This window comes from Olsenella profusa DSM 13989, assembly GCF_030811115.1.
Taxonomy (GTDB): Bacteria; Actinomycetota; Coriobacteriia; order Coriobacteriales; family Atopobiaceae; genus Olsenella_F; species Olsenella_F profusa.
In genome coordinates this window covers 1,418,682-1,437,331 of record NZ_JAUSQK010000001.1, presented here as the reverse complement: position 1 = coordinate 1,437,331, position 18,650 = coordinate 1,418,682, and the positions used below count along the sequence as shown (strand labels likewise).

At 59.0% G+C, this 18,650-nt stretch carries 18 protein-coding genes; all 18 read right to left on the bottom strand.

Features of this window, described 5'->3' with window-relative positions:
• Nucleotides 1-7 precede the first annotated feature (7 nt).
• The 18 genes from J2S71_RS06680 to J2S71_RS06595 all read right to left on the bottom strand — a co-directional run bounded on the left by J2S71_RS06680 (nucleotide 8) and on the right by J2S71_RS06595 (nucleotide 18,402).
• On the bottom strand, nucleotides 8-652 hold the full coding sequence (locus tag J2S71_RS06680; protein WP_021725570.1) for an L-2-amino-thiazoline-4-carboxylic acid hydrolase: 645 nt from the start codon (nucleotides 650-652) through the stop codon (nucleotides 8-10).
• A gap of 604 nt (nucleotides 653-1,256) precedes the next feature.
• Nucleotides 1,257-1,613 carry an SdpI family protein gene (locus J2S71_RS06675; RefSeq protein WP_307389995.1) on the bottom strand — a complete coding sequence of 119 codons (357 nt, stop codon included), beginning with the start codon at nucleotides 1,611-1,613 and terminating at the stop codon, nucleotides 1,257-1,259.
• A 3-nt stretch (nucleotides 1,614-1,616) separates the two neighbouring features.
• On the bottom strand, nucleotides 1,617-1,889 hold the full coding sequence (locus J2S71_RS06670; RefSeq protein ID WP_307389993.1) for a DUF1648 domain-containing protein: 273 nt from the start codon (nucleotides 1,887-1,889) through the stop codon (nucleotides 1,617-1,619).
• A 34-nt stretch (nucleotides 1,890-1,923) separates the two neighbouring features.
• Nucleotides 1,924-2,232, bottom strand: coding sequence for an autorepressor SdpR family transcription factor (locus tag J2S71_RS06665; RefSeq protein ID WP_307389991.1), 309 nt, complete (start codon nucleotides 2,230-2,232; stop codon nucleotides 1,924-1,926).
• Between the two features lie 99 nt (nucleotides 2,233-2,331).
• Nucleotides 2,332-2,670 carry a TIGR04076 family protein gene (locus J2S71_RS06660; RefSeq protein WP_307389989.1) on the bottom strand — a complete coding sequence of 113 codons (339 nt, stop codon included), beginning with the start codon at nucleotides 2,668-2,670 and terminating at the stop codon, nucleotides 2,332-2,334.
• 3 nt (nucleotides 2,671-2,673) lie between these two features.
• Nucleotides 2,674-3,285, bottom strand: a complete 612-nt coding sequence (locus tag J2S71_RS06655; RefSeq protein WP_307389986.1) for a DNA-3-methyladenine glycosylase I — start codon at nucleotides 3,283-3,285, stop codon at nucleotides 2,674-2,676.
• 367 nt (nucleotides 3,286-3,652) lie between these two features.
• Nucleotides 3,653-3,946, bottom strand: a complete 294-nt coding sequence (locus J2S71_RS12420) for a hypothetical protein (protein ID WP_503122923.1) — start codon at nucleotides 3,944-3,946, stop codon at nucleotides 3,653-3,655.
• Nucleotides 3,947-4,105: 159 nt separating this feature from the next.
• Entirely contained in the window at nucleotides 4,106-7,669 is a 3,564-nt protein-coding gene (locus tag J2S71_RS06645; protein ID WP_307389978.1) for a DEAD/DEAH box helicase, read from the bottom strand.
• 348 nt (nucleotides 7,670-8,017) lie between these two features.
• On the bottom strand, nucleotides 8,018-8,134 hold the full coding sequence (locus J2S71_RS06640; protein WP_307389976.1) for a family 1 glycosylhydrolase: 117 nt from the start codon (nucleotides 8,132-8,134) through the stop codon (nucleotides 8,018-8,020).
• 215 nt (nucleotides 8,135-8,349) lie between these two features.
• The gene (locus J2S71_RS06635; RefSeq protein ID WP_307389974.1) at nucleotides 8,350-9,108 is read right to left on the bottom strand and encodes a DeoR/GlpR family DNA-binding transcription regulator; all 759 of its coding nucleotides are present in this window, start codon (nucleotides 9,106-9,108) and stop codon (nucleotides 8,350-8,352) included.
• A 234-nt stretch (nucleotides 9,109-9,342) separates the two neighbouring features.
• Entirely contained in the window at nucleotides 9,343-10,713 is a 1,371-nt protein-coding gene (locus J2S71_RS06630) for a dicarboxylate/amino acid:cation symporter (protein ID WP_307389971.1), read from the bottom strand.
• An 81-nt stretch (nucleotides 10,714-10,794) separates the two neighbouring features.
• Entirely contained in the window at nucleotides 10,795-11,781 is a 987-nt protein-coding gene (locus J2S71_RS06625; protein ID WP_307389968.1) for an aldo/keto reductase, read from the bottom strand.
• A gap of 91 nt (nucleotides 11,782-11,872) precedes the next feature.
• On the bottom strand, nucleotides 11,873-12,850 hold the full coding sequence (locus tag J2S71_RS06620; RefSeq protein WP_307389966.1) for a carbohydrate kinase family protein: 978 nt from the start codon (nucleotides 12,848-12,850) through the stop codon (nucleotides 11,873-11,875).
• 33 nt (nucleotides 12,851-12,883) lie between these two features.
• Nucleotides 12,884-13,726, bottom strand: coding sequence for a ketose-bisphosphate aldolase (locus J2S71_RS06615; protein WP_021725622.1), 843 nt, complete (start codon nucleotides 13,724-13,726; stop codon nucleotides 12,884-12,886).
• A gap of 146 nt (nucleotides 13,727-13,872) precedes the next feature.
• Nucleotides 13,873-14,943, bottom strand: coding sequence for an NAD(P)-dependent alcohol dehydrogenase (locus J2S71_RS06610; RefSeq protein WP_021725615.1), 1,071 nt, complete (start codon nucleotides 14,941-14,943; stop codon nucleotides 13,873-13,875).
• A gap of 146 nt (nucleotides 14,944-15,089) precedes the next feature.
• Entirely contained in the window at nucleotides 15,090-16,472 is a 1,383-nt protein-coding gene (locus tag J2S71_RS06605; RefSeq protein WP_307389960.1) for an MFS transporter, read from the bottom strand.
• A gap of 32 nt (nucleotides 16,473-16,504) precedes the next feature.
• Nucleotides 16,505-17,200, bottom strand: a complete 696-nt coding sequence (locus J2S71_RS06600; RefSeq protein ID WP_307389956.1) for a beta/alpha barrel domain-containing protein — start codon at nucleotides 17,198-17,200, stop codon at nucleotides 16,505-16,507.
• 38 nt (nucleotides 17,201-17,238) lie between these two features.
• Nucleotides 17,239-18,402, bottom strand: a complete 1,164-nt coding sequence (locus tag J2S71_RS06595) for a zinc-binding dehydrogenase (protein WP_307389953.1) — start codon at nucleotides 18,400-18,402, stop codon at nucleotides 17,239-17,241.
• Between the last annotated feature and the right edge of the window lie 248 nt (nucleotides 18,403-18,650).

The window sequence follows — 18,650 nt, the reverse complement described above, 5'->3', positions numbered from 1 at the left end:
TGGCCGCCTATCGCGGGCCCTTCCCCCCATCCCCCACCATCCAGTAGTCACAGACCTTCCCGTCCAAGGCAAGCGTGTGCTCGCGACGCAGCACACCATGGGCGAGCGCACAGCTCTTGTAATCTATGTCGCACATGATGGGTAGCACGTCCAGAAGGCCGTTCTCCCGGCAGAACTGATTGATGGGACAGTAGGTGAAGTAGTACCAGACGCCATCACCTTGAGGTCCGCCGTCAAAGTTGAAGTCCCAGCTGGCGTCGATCTGATCCAGATGATCGAGGCGCCATTGCTCGTTTTGGCGGGAGTTCCTCTCGAACCTGGCGCGGGTTTGTGGCGTGTTGAGGTCATCCATCCTGCCTATGAGATGCATGAGGGGCATGTCCATGAAGTCACCCACCGCAGCTCGCAGGTCCTCCTTGGTAAGCTCTCCTCCGGACGCGCGGTACATGGCAAAGAACACGAGCGCCATGTAGATGTTATGCGCCATGGGATTCTTGGCACCAACGTTCGGCGCCTTCGCAAGCATGTCCCGATAGATGGGACGCGCGTCGTGATAGCACCGTGCCGCAAGCTTGTGACCATTGCGTTTGGCGATGTAATGCCACAGGAACGGTGCGATCAGGTTGAAGTACCTCGATCTGTACGCGAGCATGACGCCTCCCACCGTCTTGGCTGTGCCACACGCGGCCTCCTGCCATGCCGGCCATATAGTTAGCCAAGGTGACCTCCTCTCATTCTATCCAAGCAGCTCATTGAAACACGACATCACCAAGACCCTGAAGGCCTCGGCGCGAGGAGGGACGCGAGATGAGTGAGCAGGCGGCTGCTTCCTCGATGGTATTCACCAGCCATAGGGGGATGATCTGCGGGACAGGCGTGAGATTCCCCACGGCATTCGGTGAGGCGCCGTCCTGACCTACCTGTGCCACGTGAGGTCGCACCCGCTGGAGTGGAGCGTTCCGACCAAGGCGCTGTTGGGTGAGAGGGACGACATGACATCCCGTGACGCCCTGCTGGCCTCCGCAGGTCGGACGGTGCAAGGCTCACGGTCACTCATGAAGGATGGCGGGCACCAGCTCCACACGGACGAGGAGACGGCGTCTCTCGACCCGTGCATGGCGTGTCACCGTGACGCGGTCCCTCTCATCGGCGGGAGACAAAGGCCCACGCATCCCCATGCTCGGTATGATGTCGGCATCGATCGCCAACTCATCGAGGAGCGGCATGTCCAAGGCGGCGGGCCGCACCGGGTGCGCCTAGCGTCCCTCACGTCGCCAGGCCACGTAGCTGTAGGCGCACACGATGACAATCGCGGCGAACAACGCGCTCATTGCGATCCAGAATGACACCGTGGGGGCAATGGTCGAGAACGGTATCACAACGAGCATTGCCACGCCTGCAGTCATGAAGACAGGACCGGCAAAGCGATGCGTACGGCGCCAGGTGGCTTCACTCGCGAGTGTCCAGGGCGTCTGGACGCCCAACATATAGTTGGGCCTGACACGTGGCAGGTAGTTGCCGAACGCAATCATGAGCATGGCAGCACAGAGGAGAATGAGCGTGGTGACAAACGTCCTGTCCGCGGGCATGACACCAAGGGCAATGAATGGCATCGTTCACGATATGGCGGCCATGACAAGCGGAATGGCAGCAGAAACACCCAGATAGACGCTACGGAAGTGATCGAAGTTGCGCCCCTTGGGGTCTATCCGGGGCACGAGGAACACGAGAAGCAGGATGGGCAGGGGCAGTGCCGCAGTGATGATCGTCACCCACTTGGGGCTCCATTCACCGGCCGCATCCCCCACGCTCCAGTGGATGGGAACCATCTCCGGCATGGCAGGATAGGCTACCAGCAGGTAGACAGCGAGGTGGACAAGGATCGCCACCAGAAGCACAACCCAGAAGACACGCTCGAGACGCTTAGGTTTTGAGCTCATCATTACCCTCCGACTCGGCCAAGCTATAGAACCAGGCGATGAGACTCTGCAGCACGGTAGTGTCCAGCTGATAGAGGACGCGGCGCCCTTGGCGTTCCGCCTTCACGAGACCCGCCTCGCGCAGGGCCTCGAGATGGTGGGAGAGCGTTGCCTTGCTCTGGGGAAAGTGCACCCCAATCTCGCTGGCCGTCATGTCATGCTCGCCGAGGAGCTCAAGGATGCGGCGGCGCGTGGGATCCGAGAGCGCCTTGAAGCCATCGCCGACCATGCCGCCCCCCTCGTTCTCCGCCATCTTCCCTGAAACCGAGTATACTCCGGTTCGTTCGATGGATGTCATACAGTTCGATATTAATCGAACTGTAGAGCCTCGCCTGGCATCTGCCTTCAGGCATCATGTGCGACGCGCACATCGCCTGTGGCCAACATGAGGGCGCTGGACTCTCCCTGTCCGCCCGACTCGACTCGTTTTGTCTGCACTGCGGGACTTGCCCTTGGGGCTCAACTGACTATAGCGGCTGATGCAGTCCCATGCCTCGGCGCAGGGGAACTTTGGGTCGCGGTCGCGCCCAAAATGCCAGAAGTCGTCATGTCCGTCCGCGCGCTCGAACAGGAACTCATCGCCCACCTCGAAGCAGGGACATGTACCGCTCTCGGGGTCTGCAAGGTACCTCTCCTGGAGCTCCGGGTAGACCCTCTTATTGATGACCGTCACCTTGCACTTGTGCTTCATGGCTCAGTACACCTCCTTGTCCCGGCGCTTTGCCACGCACGGGTAGTTCTCTATGACGAAGGCGCGACGCGGACAGGCCTCGTCGTGGTCGTTCACGATGCCACATGCCTGCAGATGCGAGTAGATGGTGATGGGGCCAACGTACTTGAAGCCGCGCTTCCTCAGGTCGTGGCTGATGCGGGCGGAAAGGCCATTACTCACGGGTATCCTCGCGTCCTCCTCGCCGTGCCTGTCGTAGAGGATGGTCTTTCCGCCCGTGTAACCCCACAGGTATTCGCAGAAGGTACCGAACTCCTCGCGCACCTTCTGGTAGCACCTTGCGTTGTTGATGACGGCCTCTACCTTGCGGCGGGAGCGAATCATGCCTTCGGTGGCCAGGATGCGTTCGACGTCCTCCTCGCTATAGGCAGCGACCTTGCCGTAGTCGAAGGCATCGAAGCATTCCCGGAAGACTTCTCGCTTCTTCAGCATGAGCACCCATGACAGGCCGCATTGCAGGCTCTCCATCGTCAGGTGCTCGAACATGTGTCGGTCGTTATGTACGGGCACACCCCACTCAGCGTCGTGGTACGCCCTATCCAGCTCGTCGGCAGACGCCCATCCGCAGAATCCCATGACGTCACACGTCCTTACCCACGAGCTTCTCCACCGTACGCCTGTCGCAGCCGCCGGTGCGCAACTGCTCTGCCATCTCGGTACATCTGCCTCCGCATCGCATGCTCATACGGCAACCACCTCCTACTTTGCGTCGATGATGAGGACGTGTCCGTGGTCCCATGGTGATCTTCCAGCTGATGCCAGACTGGTGCAGGACGACGCCGTAGGCCGACAAGGACACCGCCTCGCTCGGATCGCCCGCAAAGGCAAGCGGGTTTCGAAGGCCTCCCACAGCCTGTCGATGTCTCCCTCGTCGCAACGGGCATTGTCACAGAAAGCGTAGAACGTCGCGTTGAGGTCGTTGAACACCGGGATGTCCGCGAAGTCATACGGCAGTGGCGATCGCGCCAAACTCTGATGCCACCCCCACGGCGATCCTTTTGCGATTGGCATCGGTGATGCCCTTGTTGAAGAGGCCAAAGACCGTGAACGGGTCGATGTCCCCCGGGGCGTCATCGGAATCGAGCTCCGGCAGCTTCATGCCAACGGTCCCATAGACCGCTTGCAGCTCGGCGATGAGTGCCTGCCAGTCATTCCTGAACGCAAGAGCGACTTGTCCGCGAACTCCGCGTAGAAGCCCGTCCCTGTGAATTGGGTGTCTGTCATGCTCATTCCACACCTCCGCCGCTATTGCACGTCTGGTACGAAAGCGAGCTGCCGATTGATTGTCTCACTTGCATGCGAGACACCGAATGGCCATATTGGCAAACGGCCGATGTGCATGAGCATGAGCATACCATTCTAAGTCAGACAGATCTCTCCTCGGGGCCCTGCCACATCAGCCACCAGGGTTGGCATCTTGGAGCAAGGTGACCAACTCCCCAAAGACCCTCATCGTGTACTTGCAGCGTGGTTTGCCATCATAGCTTCCACAGCTGATGCCGAGTGCACGACCCCGATCCGTCGGACGCCATCCATCATCGACCCTCTCAATCCAGCCAGCGCTCTCCAATAATCTGTTCGCGCTCGTAGAGTTCCTTATCTGTGGGCCGAGCTTATCGCGTCCAAATAGTGAGCAAGCCCTCCCCCAAGAATAGGTCTCTTGGGCTGAAGCTTGGAGAACGGCATCCGCGACCACGCCCCCAGCAGCTGTCATCGTGGAATGGCTCTCCGTTGGCTTCTTGGCTGCCTGTCCGGCACGGACATGCTCGGCACTGGCGTCACCGTCATCTAAAGGCCCACCTTGGGTTCCTCGTCCAGTAGTGCCCTCCCCAATCGAGACGTCCTCGTCCACCTTTTCGGGATGCTCCGCCTTGTACTCTCGCATCACTCTGTACGTCTCTGTCGCAACGTCACTGCCAATGCTCAAATACAACTCCTTGTCACCAATGACATAGAACTCTTCCTTGGCGCGAGTCGCGGCAACGTTCATCATATTTGGTTCTCTCACAGCCCACCCAGCAGCGCCCTTGCTCGACTGGTCCGCGCCAAGCACCATGAACACCACAGGCGCCTCCTTGCCTTGGAACGTGTGAATCGTTCCCACATTTGTGGGCCTGTCACTATCGTCATAGCGAGTAAACCCAATCTTCCATAACTTCTGGGACAGGTGCCGTGCCACATTGGCAAACGGAGTGATGACGTATACGATGTCCTTCTCGTCCTCGTCCCCGACCCTTGGATCCTTCTCCATCAGCTCCTTGATCCTTCTCGAGAGGAACTCTCCCTGTTCTCTAACGTATTTGTCATCGGCCTTGCCGGAGACGTCATACCACCCCGTCTTACCGAACCCATCCCTGTTGGCCTGAACCATGAGTCCGCCATACGAGATACGATTTGAGATGGTGAACATGGGATAGTGGCAGCGCCTGTGCACCCACAGGGGAATGCCGATCCAAGAGTCATCCGACTCGTCCTTCTCGCGATAGAAGCCATATCTGCTTGCCGAATCAACCAACGTCTGGGTAGAGGCGGAGTCCGAAAGATATCTCTCAGTGACGTCAAAGTGCTCTCCGAGCAACCCAAGCACATTGGAGTCAAGGGTGAGCACGGGCTTTATCTGCAGGGGATCGCCCACAGCCATCACATGCCTGCTCCTGAGTATCGCGCCCACGCAGGCCTGCGGGAGCGCCTGGCCGGCCTCGTCCACGAAGAGGTGCCCAAGCGAGTTTGCCCCGAGGTTCGCACACATGCGCGAGAAGCTGGCGAACGTTGAGCTAATAACAGGGATCACCATATGTATCCAGTTGAATGCCACACCTATGAGCTGCTTGTTCTTCCTTGCGCACTGTGACTGATGCTCCCAGATATTTACGGCCGCCCTCACGTTCCTCCTGTTGTCATAGAGGAACTGCTTGCGGACGCGCAGCGCCATGATGAACAGTCTTGACTGGGAAATGCGGTAATCCCTCCCAAACCATGGGTTGGACATCTGTAGGTCATCATAGGGACGGCTCATGTCGAGCGGCACAATGCCCTGGCGCCTGACAGCGCCTTCGTACGTACCAATGCGTCGCCTCACTGCAGCAATCTGCCTCTCGAGCTCGTCCATCTTGGCAGAGAAGTGTCGCTCTTGTTGTGCCTGCCTCGCATCGAAGCTCGCAGGTTCGGCGTTCAGCCTGTCGAGGGCTATCTTCTCCGCAGCCTCACGGTCGATACATGCCTGCCATTCGACATTGATTGCAGCAACCTGGTCGTTCCTGTCGGCCAATCCTCTCCGATAGTCCCCTCTGATGGCACGACCTGCAAATAGGCCAGGCCTTTGGGTAGTGAAGGCATCACGCTCTCGTCTTGCCTCGCTGAGCTTCTGCGATAGCGCCTGCTCCTGGACGCGCGTCCCCTCGAGTTCCCTTTGCAGGCCGTCTCTGCGGGCTTCCCAGTCGTCCAGCCCCCTTCGTCGTGCTTCGCCCAGCCTCCTGCGCTCGTCATCCTGCTGTGCCAGGGTGGCGATACGCTCTTCCGAAAGCTGGTCAAGACTTCTAAGATCATGCTCATAGGCAGTCGCCTTGTCTGCGAGGGCCTGCACATCACTGCGCATGGACTCGACCTGACCGTACTGTTCGAGGAAGGCCTCGTAGACATCCTCATCAGGCATATAGTCATTCTGCAGGTATTCCAGCACATGCTTCACGTTGGTGACGATGTTCGTCATGTTTGTCGCTCTTCCGCCCTCAAGCGAAAACAGGCCCCAGCAACTCTCCCCCTCGTTGGTCTGGTGCACCGGCTTCTCCCGATGCCCTTCCTCTGTGCCGCCCTCCCAGTCGCGGAAGGACTTCGAGTTGGAGATTTCACGAAAGTAATCCGCCTCTCTCAGCTCTTCGAGCAGACGGTCGTCAATCTCCTTCACCAGTGGCAGCTCATTCACGATGTTCTGGACGGCTCCGTTGTTCGAGCTCGCAACCACTATCCCGCTCTCGACGACATGCCTCGGGATGACGCCAATGGACGCGTCGTTGTAGTAGCGCGTGCTTTCGGTGCCCTTGATTTGATGTCTGGGCAGTTCGGCGATGTCATGGGCCTGCTGTACGATGAGTTCGGCAAAGATGTCCTTGAGTAGTGTCGTCTTGCCTGTGCCCGGTGGGCCGTTGACGCTTCTCATCTGGCGGTCGTCATATCCCGTCGCTAGGTTCACTGCGACTTGCTGCATGAGCGAGAGGACGTGCTCGGTAGTGCTGGGAAACCTTCCGAGCGGATAGTTCTTCGGTTGGAGAATGTCTTCGAAGACATGTGGGTTGAAGTGCACAGAGTCCGATTTGCTGTCCAAGTTGACCCTTCCGGCTGCATTGCCTGCGCTCAGATAGAGGTCAAGATTGTTCGTGCTGAGGCCCTTTGCCTTCTGGAGGTCATCGAGAAAGAAGGAATGGAGGTTCGTCGCATCTGACTCGAGGTTGTGTACGACTTGCAGGCAGCATTCCTCAAGGGAGACTCCAAGGTCGTCCATCACGCTGAGGATTGCCGCATTGAACGCCGATTGATCATCGGCAGTGCCATCAAACTTTTGCTTTAACTCCGTCTTGCGTTCAGCCTCATATGCGTCAAACTGGCCTATGTCCGGAACCTTTCCCCTGTTTCGCAGGATATAGCCACTCTCGGTAAGGAAGGTCTTGTCCCCATCGAGGTTCAGGTTCTTGTCAAAGTAGAGAGCGAGGTGAAATTTGTCTCCCGAGCATACGTCCTCATTGGTCTCTTTGAGGCCGTATGCCGTCCGGAGCAGGGAAGTCATTTCCTTGAATGCGAAGACGCCAACATAGGCGACTATGCCGCCATGCCGCGCTGTAGCTGCATGCCTCTTTTGCATCAGGGACTTGAAGCACGAGTAAAAGTCTCCATCTCGCAGATCCTGCAGCGTGAGAATGGCACTGGAGCGCCGCTTGATATCACCCTCGGAGAGCCGCTCGACCATGATCCAGGAGTCTAGGATTGCGTTCTTACGGTCTTTCCGCACGGCACGTCATCTCCCCGAGTAGTCAGCCCAGGCTTGTCACAACGGATGCCACGAAGCATCTGCTCATGATAGTAGCCCTGCCGCCGCACTTCTGCACACCCAAACTCCAGGTGCGCTCCCCCAGCTGAGGATGAGGGGAGTCTGAATGACGACCGGGTATGGATGCGTGGCGGCAGTCGAGCGGTACCTCGACTACGAACAGCAGCTCAATGTCTTCGGCAGAGCGATGATGGAAATCGCTGGCGACTCTGCCGCTGGTATGGTTGACGTTCATGGGGCTCCTCGCATCGAGGTAATCCCACTCACTCAGGCCTTGCCGTCCTCATCCCATGCGCCCTCACACCGATAGGCGGCGGTTGCCGAACCCCAGAGAGATCCCTTCGTCGAAATAGGGATGGGTAATGTTGCACACAAGGGCGGCACCCCCTTCTATCCCGCCGACGTGCCTTAGGGTAAGCTGCGCCCACATGCACAACGGGCTGTTCTCCGGCAACTCGCGGGCAGCGCGGTGGGTGACTTCTGGGTGCCTTGCCCGAAGGAGGGGAGGTTGACGGTTCGTTCCTCTACCGACTCAGACAGAGTGGGCATCCCGACGAGCTGGCCAACATCTCCGCTGGCTCGAACTAGCCATGTGGGCATCAGTACAGGAGGCCGACGCCCGCTGTCCTGCAGAGCGACACCCATTCCTTGGATGGCTCCCTATCGGTAATGATGTAGGAGATATCTCCCAAGTCCATCAACTTGAGGAGGGCCACCTTGTCGAACTTCGTATGATCGGCCAGTATCGCAACCTTGCCTGCCTGCTCCACCATCACGCGCTTCACGACCGCTTCGCTCTCGTATGAGTCCATCACGCCAAGGTCAAGGTCAAGCGCCTTGCAGCCTAGGATGGCCAGATCGACGCGATACTTCCTGATGCTCTCCAGGGCGGACTCTCCCTGGAAGGAGAGGGACTTCCAATTGTAGATTCCGCCTGTGCAGATTAGGTTGTAGGCTGGCTCGAAGCTTCCATCACAAATCTTCGACGAGTTGGTGATCACGGTCAGCTGACGCTCGTCGCCGACGGCCTTCAGGGCCTCTAAGACTGTAGAGCTCGCATCGGCGATGATTGTCTCACAGGGATGGATGACCTCAGCAGCCTTGAGGGCGATATAGCCCTTTTCCCTTGCATTGATCTTGTGGCGTCTGACGAAATGCTCGCCTCCCGTATCGACGAAGCCATTCCAGATCGCCCCGCCATGAACCCTGGTGACTGACCCTTGGGACTCGAGCTTGTCAAGATCACGGCGAACCGTCTCCTCGGTGATGCCCCAATGCCCACTGAGCTCTGCCACGGTCACGCGGTCGGCAGCCTGGATGTACTGTTTCATCTGTTCCTGTCGCTCTGCTGCTTTCATGTCCCAACCTCAAATGCATAAGGGAAGCACCCGTCCGAAAAGGTAGTGTCGAGAGAGCTCGCGTAACAGCCACCCCAGCTGACGGCCATCATCCGGATCTCCGGTCAGCTGTTGCCTATCCTATGCCGCCTCCATCCTTGACACAAGCATCTGGGCAGCTCCGGATTGCTCCGTCTGCTGCCCAGATTGCCATGCGGTTCATGAGATATCAGAAATGCAGCCACCACTTTCCCGCTACTTCGTCCTGCCCATATACATCTCCTTGTCGAGCACGCCCTCCCTGAAGCTCACGATCACGTTTGTGGCGGCATCGCCAACCACATTCATCGGCATCACCGCCATGCCCGGCAGATAGTTCATAGCCAGGACCAGGGAGTAGCAGGTCAGGCAGGGCGGAGCGTCAAGGCCGAGGCCCAACATCACCACGTAGACGAGCGTCGTGCCGGCAGCAGGGACAGGAGGTGTCCCAAAGGCGCAGGAGATGGAGATGAGGGCTGCCACCACCAGCATGCCAGGTGTGATGTCGACGCCCGCTGCGGTCGCAATGAAGGTGACCGCGATGATCTGCATGGCAGAGGTGCCGTTCATGTGCACCGTCATCCCTGTCGGCATCACGAAGCTCGTGACCTCCTCGGGACAGCCCAACTCCTCCATGCAGGTCTTCATATTGAGCGGCAGGGTCGCTGCGGAGGACTGGGTGGCAGCGCCGAAGAGGGCGATCTTTCCAGTCTTCCTGATGAATGGCAGAGGGCTCAGGCGTGTGGCCAGGACGATGCCGACGGGATAGATGATGAAGAGAAGGCCGATGCAGCCCAACATCGTCGTTGCCATCCATACCAGCGTCGGACGAACATACTCGATGCCATACAGCGCAAGCCCGCGCACGATCATGCAGAAGATCGCAGACGGTGCGCAGTGGTTGATGACGAACGTGAGGCACGCGTTGATGATGTCGTTGACGTTCTCGAGAACATCCTTCAGCGGCTGCACCTTGCCTCCCATGCGCGACATGCAGATGCCGAGCACGATTGCCACGAAGCAGACGGCAAGGATCTGGTTGTTCGACGAGAAGGCAGAGAGCATGTTCGGAGGGATGATGCCAAGGATGGTGGCGAGCGGGTTGTAGGCGTCGAGCGTTGTGAGTTCGGTTGCCTGCCCGTTTGGGAGCGTCACGGTAAAGCCGCCTGCCATCTTGACGGAATAGGCAATCGTCGCCGCAAGGACCGCGGTCACCGCATAGAAGCACAGGAACGTAATGATGGTCTTCATAGCGATGTTGCTGAGCCTCTTGGGATCGGTCAGCCCACAGATGGCAAGGGATAGTGAGGTCAGGACCAGGGGTACGATAGCAACCTGAAGCGCATGCATGAAGAGCTGACCCGCGATGTAGAAGAGGCCGACTCCGGTGGTTCCTTCCGCAGATGTGACGTCCACAAAGAGCAGACTGTACAGGATGCTCCATGCCTGGCTCGACTCGCCCAGTTGCACGCGCAGTGCCAGGCAACCGATGCCTACGATGAAGCCGAGTATCACGGCGATGAAAATCCTTCGCACTATCGAACTTCCCGCATCATCCTTCTTTGTCCCGGTCGCATTGTCGCTCATAGCGGCCTCCCCTCAGCTCCAGCTTCAGTCGACAGCGGCACAGGGACGCTCCGTGACCCCCATGCCTCGATGTGGGCGGCGCTATCCGTCCAGTCCCTCGGCCATCTTCCGCATCAGCTGCCTGTCCTCGTCAGAGAGGACGATATCTGCTGCGGGCACGTTCATGCGCACCTCGCCGGGAGACGTCGCCCCAGTAAGCAGGTTCACGGTATCGCCCTGGTTCATGATCCAGGCCAGGCAGAGCGCCGGAATGCCGCAGCGGTACTTCTCGGACAGGGGCCTCCAGGCATCGAGCATGTCGATGACGCGCTCCATGTTGCCTGGCTGCCACCACTTCTTGTTGACGCGGGCATTGCCCGGCTCGGGCCGGTAGTCCTTCGAGACGGTGCCCGTAAGAAGGCCTTGCTCGAGCGGCGAGTAGGCCTGCATCGTAATCCTGTGCTCCCTACAGAGTGGGATGAGCTCGTCCTCGACGGCGCGATCGAGGACGCTGTACTTGCCCTGCACCAGATCGAGCTCGCAGCAGCCCAGATACTCCTTGATCTGGGAAATGCTGACGTTGGCGGCACCGATGGCGCGAATCCTGCCCTCCTCCTTGAGCTTGTTGAGCTCTGCCGCCGTCTCGCTGATTGGTGTATAGAACGGCTCGACAGAGGGCCAGTGCGTCATATAGAGATCAATGTAGTCGGTACCGAGGCGCTCAAGCGACTCCTCGACCTCGAGACGGATCGAGGCGGGCGTCAGGTTCTTGTAGAGCTGGCGGTCGCCCACCTTGTTCCAGACCGCACCCGTGCGGTTCCATACGACGCCGCACTTTGTGACCAGGACCACCTGGGAACGGTCAAGCTTGGCAAGCGCCTTGCCGACCATGCGCTCGCTGTTGCCGAAGTTGTAGCCTGGGGCCGTATCGACCATGTTGATGCCGGATTCGACGGCCGTGACGATGGTGTCGACGGCACGATCCTCGTCAGGGCCGCCGCTCCAGGCAGGGCCTCCACCGATGGCCCATGTGCCAAGGCCCATCTTCGATATCTGGATGCCGGAGCTGCCCAATTCCATGTAGCGCATGGCGTATTCCTTCCTGAGACATGCTGTCTCGTCCGATGGTGCAATCCTCCCGACACGCCAAGAGGGGGCGGTGAGACTCATCGATTGGCTTCTATGCCTGCTGACGTCGGTACGCTTCGAGCTGGCGCTCGAAGGACTCCCTGCTCTTCACACCGGTCGTGGCGCCGATGCTTGTGATTGCCAGGGACGCGGCGACGTTTCCATATGCTCCGCACGCGGTCAAGGGCTTCCCCTCAAGAAGGCCTGCGATGAAGCCCGAGGCGAAGTTGTCGCCCGCACCGATCGTATCGAGAGCCGTGATGCCCTTCATGGCGGGGACGGTCATTGCGGTGCCCCTGTGAGCCTTTATGAAGACGCCCGACTTGCCGATCTTGATTACGACATGCCTCACGCCGTATGCCAGGATCCTGTCGGCAACGCGCTCGATGTCCTCCTCTCCTGTCATGAGGCGTGCCTCGTCGCAGTTGGGGAAGAAGTAGTCAACATAGGAGAGCGCTTCGGCAATATCGTCGAACGTCTCGCCCAGGCGCGGCTTGATCATATCCGCCGCAATCGTCATTCCCGCAGCCCTCGCCACCTGAAAGATCTTGACAAGCGCCGCGTTGTCAAGACGTGGGTTGTTAAAGAAGCTTGCAAGCGAAAGAACCCGGGCCCGTCCCACAAGGGAAAGGTCCATGTCGTCAATCGACATCTTCCAGAGGCTGCCATTGCGGTTGGTGACGAAGGTACGCTCTCCATCTGCCGTGACAAGGCCGATATTGATCGATGTGTCGACACCTGCACGCTGGCGGACGCCTGCCGTGTCAATGCCCTCGCGGCGGCAGTGATCCAAGATGAAGTTTCCCATGATATCCTGCCCGACCATGCTCATGAGGCCGACCCTGTGTCCGAGCCTGCTGATGATGGTCGACTCGTTGATCGCATCGCCGCCGATGGTCATGCCAATTCGATCGAGCGGATAGGACTCGTGGTCGAAGATGTCCTTGCTGACCGGCCGCAGGGGAACGTCGACGATGGCCGCACCGATGCAGACCACGTCGAGGGGAGGGGCGACGATCTGCATTGTCATCTGTGCCTGATGTGAACTGGCTGTCATGATCCACTACCTCAGATCGGCCTTGTCGGCATCGCCGAAGAGCTCGATCTTGTAGAGCGCACGCTCCCTCACAGCCTGACGCACGGAGCGCTCGAGCTCGAGGAAGGACTTGTCGGTGCCCCTTTGGATGGCGGCCATGGCAGCATCGCAGAGTTCGGTATGGATGTTGATCTTTGCGATGCCAAGAGAGATGGCGGTCTTGATGTCCTCGTCGCCAATGCCCGATGCACCGTGAAGGACCAGAGGCACGCTCACGGCGTCGCGGCACCTCTCGACCACCTCGAAGTTGAGCTTTGGTGTCGCCGAGTAGTGCCCATGGACGTTGCCAATCGCAACGGCAAGGGAGTCACAGCTGGTACGCTCGACAAACTCTGCTGCCAAGGATGGGTCGGTATAGGCGTAGGCAGCGAGTGCCTCCTCATACACCGTCTCGTTACCGACATGGCCAAGCTCGGCCTCGACCGGCACGCCCAAGGGATGGAAGTAGTCGACGGCAGCCTTGATCTCCTTCATGTTCTCCCCAAACGGCAGGGCGGAGGCATCACGCATCACGGAGTTCATGCCGTGGGTGTAGGCATTCTGGATGATCTCCAAGCTGCGACCGTGATCCCAGTGCGTGATGACGGGAACCTTGGCATTCTTTGCCATCGACACCATCATCCAGCAGAAGTCCTCGAAGGAGGTGTTGCCCACGAAGCCGGTGCCGAAGGAGATGATGACCGGTGCATTGTCCTCCTCAGCTGCGTCGATGACGCCCATGAGCATCTCGGCGTTCCAGACGTTGAAATGCGGGATTGCAAACTGGCCTTCCTTTGCCTTGTTCTCCCAATACTCGATGTTTGCGAGCATGCTGTGCTTCCTTTCGTTCTTGATCCGTCAAGACAGATTGCTGGCGTGGTTCGATGGGACAAGGATGTCCATCCGATGGGACTGCGGGACTGATACGGGAAAAGGGACCCTGCCGCATCCGTCCCGCAGCCCCGTGAAGAGGGCCTCTACTCGCAGCCAGGGGTGCCCGCGACCTTCACGACACCCTTGACCATATCGACCTTCTTCTCAGGGTCGATGGCATCCGTGAAGGCCCGCTGCACGTCACGGTAGTCATAGATGTTCGTGACCATGTCCCTGACATTGAACGTGCCACTCACGATGGCCTCGATGGTGCGCGGATAGTCGTTGCAGTAGCGGAAGGAGGTTTGGATGGTGACCTCGCGGTTGATCTTGAGGAAGTCGATGGGCACCGGTTTGCTCTGGGTACCGACCATCATGATCCTTCCGCCACGCGCCACCATCTGGACAGCCTGCTGCGCCAGGAAGCCAGAGCCGCCGCACTCGAAGACGAGGTCCACGCCGTGGTCGCCAAACCTCTCCGGGGAGCGGAGGTAGGCGACCGTGTCGACCTCCTTGCCATTGATGGTCTCCTTGGCACCGAGCTTCCGTGCGAGCTCGAGCTTGGAGGGGATGACGTCGACGACGGTGATGTCCGTGGCGCCAAGGCTGCGGCAGGCCTGAAGCGTCATGAGGCCGATGGTGCCACATCCCAGGATCACGATATGGCTACCCAGGGAGGCGCCACCGAGGATCGCGGCATGCATGCCGACGGCTGCGGGTTCGACGAGGGCGGCCTCGACCATGTCCATACTCTCGGGCACGGGATAGACCCAGGCTTCCGGGTGTGTCATGTACTGGCAGAGCGCACCACGGTAGTTTGGCTGTGTCGCCATGAAGTCAACGTCGGGGCAGATATTATACCGGCCGGTGCGGCAGTACTCGCACGAGCCTTCGGGTACGCCCGGCTCGACCAGGACGTGATCACCCGGCTTGAGCTTCGTGACCTCGCTGCCAACCTTCACGACCTCGCCGGACACCTCGTGGCCAAGACCGATCTCTTGCGTGGGATCCTTGGGCGGGATGAAGGGGCCAAACTCGAAGCCGTGGATGTCGGACCCGCACATGCCGACATAGCTCACCTTGATCAGCACCTCCCTGGGACCCGGCTCGGGCACCGGAGCCTCCTTGATCTCGAAGTGCTTGGGCGTGACGAGAATCGCCTTGGAGTTCCTCATGTTCTTCGCTTCCTTTGCCGTATGGAGCCTTGAGCCGCTGCAGCTTAGCTCCCTGGTAGCTGGGGGACAGTTGGTTGCCATCACCGAGTGGGTTGCCGGTAGCCACGAGAGGGTATGCACAACGCCAGATGAAAGGTGCAAGCACCCTACACATCGCCGATGGCCTCGACGGATTCGCCGCGGGTCTCGACGCCGAAGAAGGTGACGGTGACGGCAATGCCGACGGCGACGACGGCCAAGAGCATGAACACATTGCTGGAACTCTGTGCTGCGAGCGCGGTCACGAGGAACGGGAAGAAGACGTTGCTCAGACGGCCCATCGCGTTGCAGAAGCCGGAGCCAGAAAGCTTCGCGGACGTAGGCCACATCTCGGGGACATAGACGGCAGACGCGTAGCAGACATACATGTAGATGATCGTGTTCATGATGAAGGTCAGGGCGATGAGGCCGTTCATGCCAACAAGGTTCTGAGACGTCAGGAAGCCGATGAGTAGGCCAAAGAACGCCATGCCTATGAGAAGTAAGACGCCCATCCTCTTGCGCGCGACCCTGTCCATGACGAGGGAGGCAACGAAGATGCCAAAAGGTGCACCGAAGAGCCCAAACACGGTCATGAACTGGGACTGGGACGTGTTGTATCCGAGACCGTTCAGAAGTGATGGCATCCAGGTCATGAGGGTGTACTGGATGGTGTTCATACCAATGAGCACGAGGGAGCCAACGATGGAGCGACGGAGCAGCTCACCATGGAACAGGGCGGAGTACGGCAGACGCCTTACAGGTGCAGGCTCCTCGGTGACGGGGGGCAGCAGCTTTCCCGTAGACTCCTCAATCTCCTGCTCGATCCTCGTGACAATGGCATCGGCCTCATCGACGCGGCCCTGCGTCTCAAGCCAGCGTGGAGACTCGGGGAACTTCCTCCACACCATGAGGGTCGCGATGATGGAGAGTACGGAGGGAATCATGAACTCGACGCGCCAGTTCATGCTCATCGCCATTCCTGAGCCCATGAGGAGAAGCGCGATGAGGTTGCAGATCGGGTGCGCCCAGTTACCGATGAAGGAAGTCCGGCTGGACCAAGTGCCTCGATTGCGGCCGGGCACATACTCGGTGAAGCCCGCGAAGAGGACCACGAGCAGCGCGCCGAGGCCGAACCCCTGGCAGAGCCTGAAGAAGTAGAGCGCATAGACATTGGGCGCAAGCGCCGCGCCTATCATGACGGCAATGTGAATGCACTCGTACAGGATGATTGACCTCTTACGACCAATCCTATCACCGATGGGGCCACCAACGAGGGCCCCGAGGAGCTGTCCTATCGTGTAGGTCGTGCCCCAGAGGGCAAGCAGGGTGGTACCGGGCTCAAGCCAGTGGATCTCGTTGAGCAGGATGTTCTGGACGGCTCCGCTGATGCCGTTGGACCAGCAGACCAGCAGGGCAAAGGCAGTGACGAGCCACATCTTCACATGCCACCTGGAATCGGGCAGCCGATCGAGCCTGGCGCCGATATTGGCGCTCTTGGTGTTTGCCATGTTTGCTTCCTCTCCGATTGCGCTGACGCGCACTACAATCTGACTGCGCCCGACAGCGCAGCGCTGACTTCCGACTGCATGATGTCCCATGCCATTTCGATGTCGGGATCCTTGTTCCAGAGGGCAGGGGCACCGAGCACCACGACATCGGCCCCCGACTCATACAGTGGCCGGTAGACGTCCTTGTTCATCGATCCGTCAGCCTCAATGAGGAAGTCCAGGTGCTTCTCTTCCCGCCACCTCCGAAGCGTGCGGATCTTGTCATAGACCTGCACGATGACGTCCTGGCCCGCATATCCTGCATCGACAATCATGATGGTCACCTTCGAAAGCAGGGGCAGGTAGTAGCGGATCGCCTCCAGCGGGGTCGCCGGATTGAGCGCAACCCCTGCCTTGCATCCCAGAGAGAGGATCCTGTTGAAGGTGACGAAGGCATCGCTCTCGATGCAGTCGGTATGCGGCGTGATATAGGATGCACCCGCCTTGACGCAGTCCTCGACAATCCACTGCGGGTGCCTGACCATGAGATGGGCATCCATGGGGGTGTGCACACGGGAAGCGAGCGCTGCCATGAAATCGGGACCGATGCCGTACGTCCTCACGTAGTTCCCGTCCTTGATATCGATATGAAGGAAATCGGCGCGCCCATCGATGTAGGTTGCCTGATGGGCAAAATCGAACAGGTCGCAGCACCCCATCGAAGGCGCTAGCAGGAGCTTGCCAGACATGAGTCATCCTTTCTGGACGTGCGCATGCACGCAGCCTTCTACTCGAAGTCATAGTCGTCGGGGTAGTTGGCCTCGCCGTATGCCTTCTCGTCCCTGTCCGGCTCGTCGTAATGGAAGATGCACTTGACGGCAGACTTGTCTGCCATTGCAGCGAAGCCGTCCTTCCACTGGGAAAGACCAAGGCGATGGGTGATCATTGGCTGGACCTTGATGGCGCCAGAGACAAGGAGACGAATGCACTCGCGCCAGGAGGTGGAGTCGTAGGCCTGGTGGCCGATGATGCTCTTGTTCCACTCGGTGATGTTGTTGATGGAGAACTCGAGCGGCTTGAAGCCCATGCCAACACGGACGACCTCGCCGTTCGGACGCAGCATCTCAAGAGACTGCTTGAGCGCGATGCTGGCGCCGGAGCACTCGACGACAAGACCGAGGTTGTCACGACCGCAGATCTCGAGGCAACGCTTGACGACATCCTCGGTGGAACCGTTCACGCAGTGGGTGGCACCGACCTCGCGGGCGATGGGGAACCTGGTCTTGACATCGTCCTGGAGACCGACCATAACGATGTTGATGGCGCCCATGACACGGGCGATCTGGACAGCAAAAAGACCCAGTGGGCCAGTGCCGATGACAACGACGTCCTGGCCAGGCAGGAAGCTCGACTGCTGGGCGATTGCCTTATAGGAGTTCGCGATTGGGTCGAGGACAGCTGCCTCCTCGTACTTCATGCCATCTGGTATCTCCCAGATGGCATGGGGATGAAGCTTCAGGATGCCCCCCGGGATCTTTGCGTACTTGGCGAAGCCGCCCGTGCCGCCGAACGCCTTGTAGTTGTTGTCAAGGCCGAGGCCGGTCTTGTGCTCGCAGAGCATGAAGTCGCCGCGCTCGCAGGCAGGGCACGTGCCGCAGGCCTTGCCGGCATTGTCGGACACGACGCGCTGACCTATCTCCCAATCGGTCACGTTCTCGCCGACCTTTACGATCACGCCGGCAAACTCATGGCCACGGATGGAATTGAGCTGGTCGGAGGTGTTCTTGCCATCGAGGTCCGCATACCAGTGCTTCATGTCGGCTCCACAGATTGCGGCGGCCTTCAGGCGGATGATGACGTCATCGGATCCACACTCCGGAACGGGCATATCGATGTAGTGATAGCCTCCAAACTCACCTTTGTCGCTGCAGTACCTAGTCAATGCTTTCATGCTTCCCCTCCAACGATCCGTAATTCATCCCTGATACGACCATCACCCGACAGAATGCTGACAACACCGGATTCAACTTGAGTGACTTGGTGACGAGTCGCAGCTTCTAAGTCCTTGCCTGTCATATTTATACAAGCAAATATCTGTGTTTCACAGGTTATTTTTTTGTTTAGTCTAAATTAATCTGTGAATGGCATATTATTTGCTGGGAACGGTCATATATTCTGTGTTTAAGGTCATTTGACTTG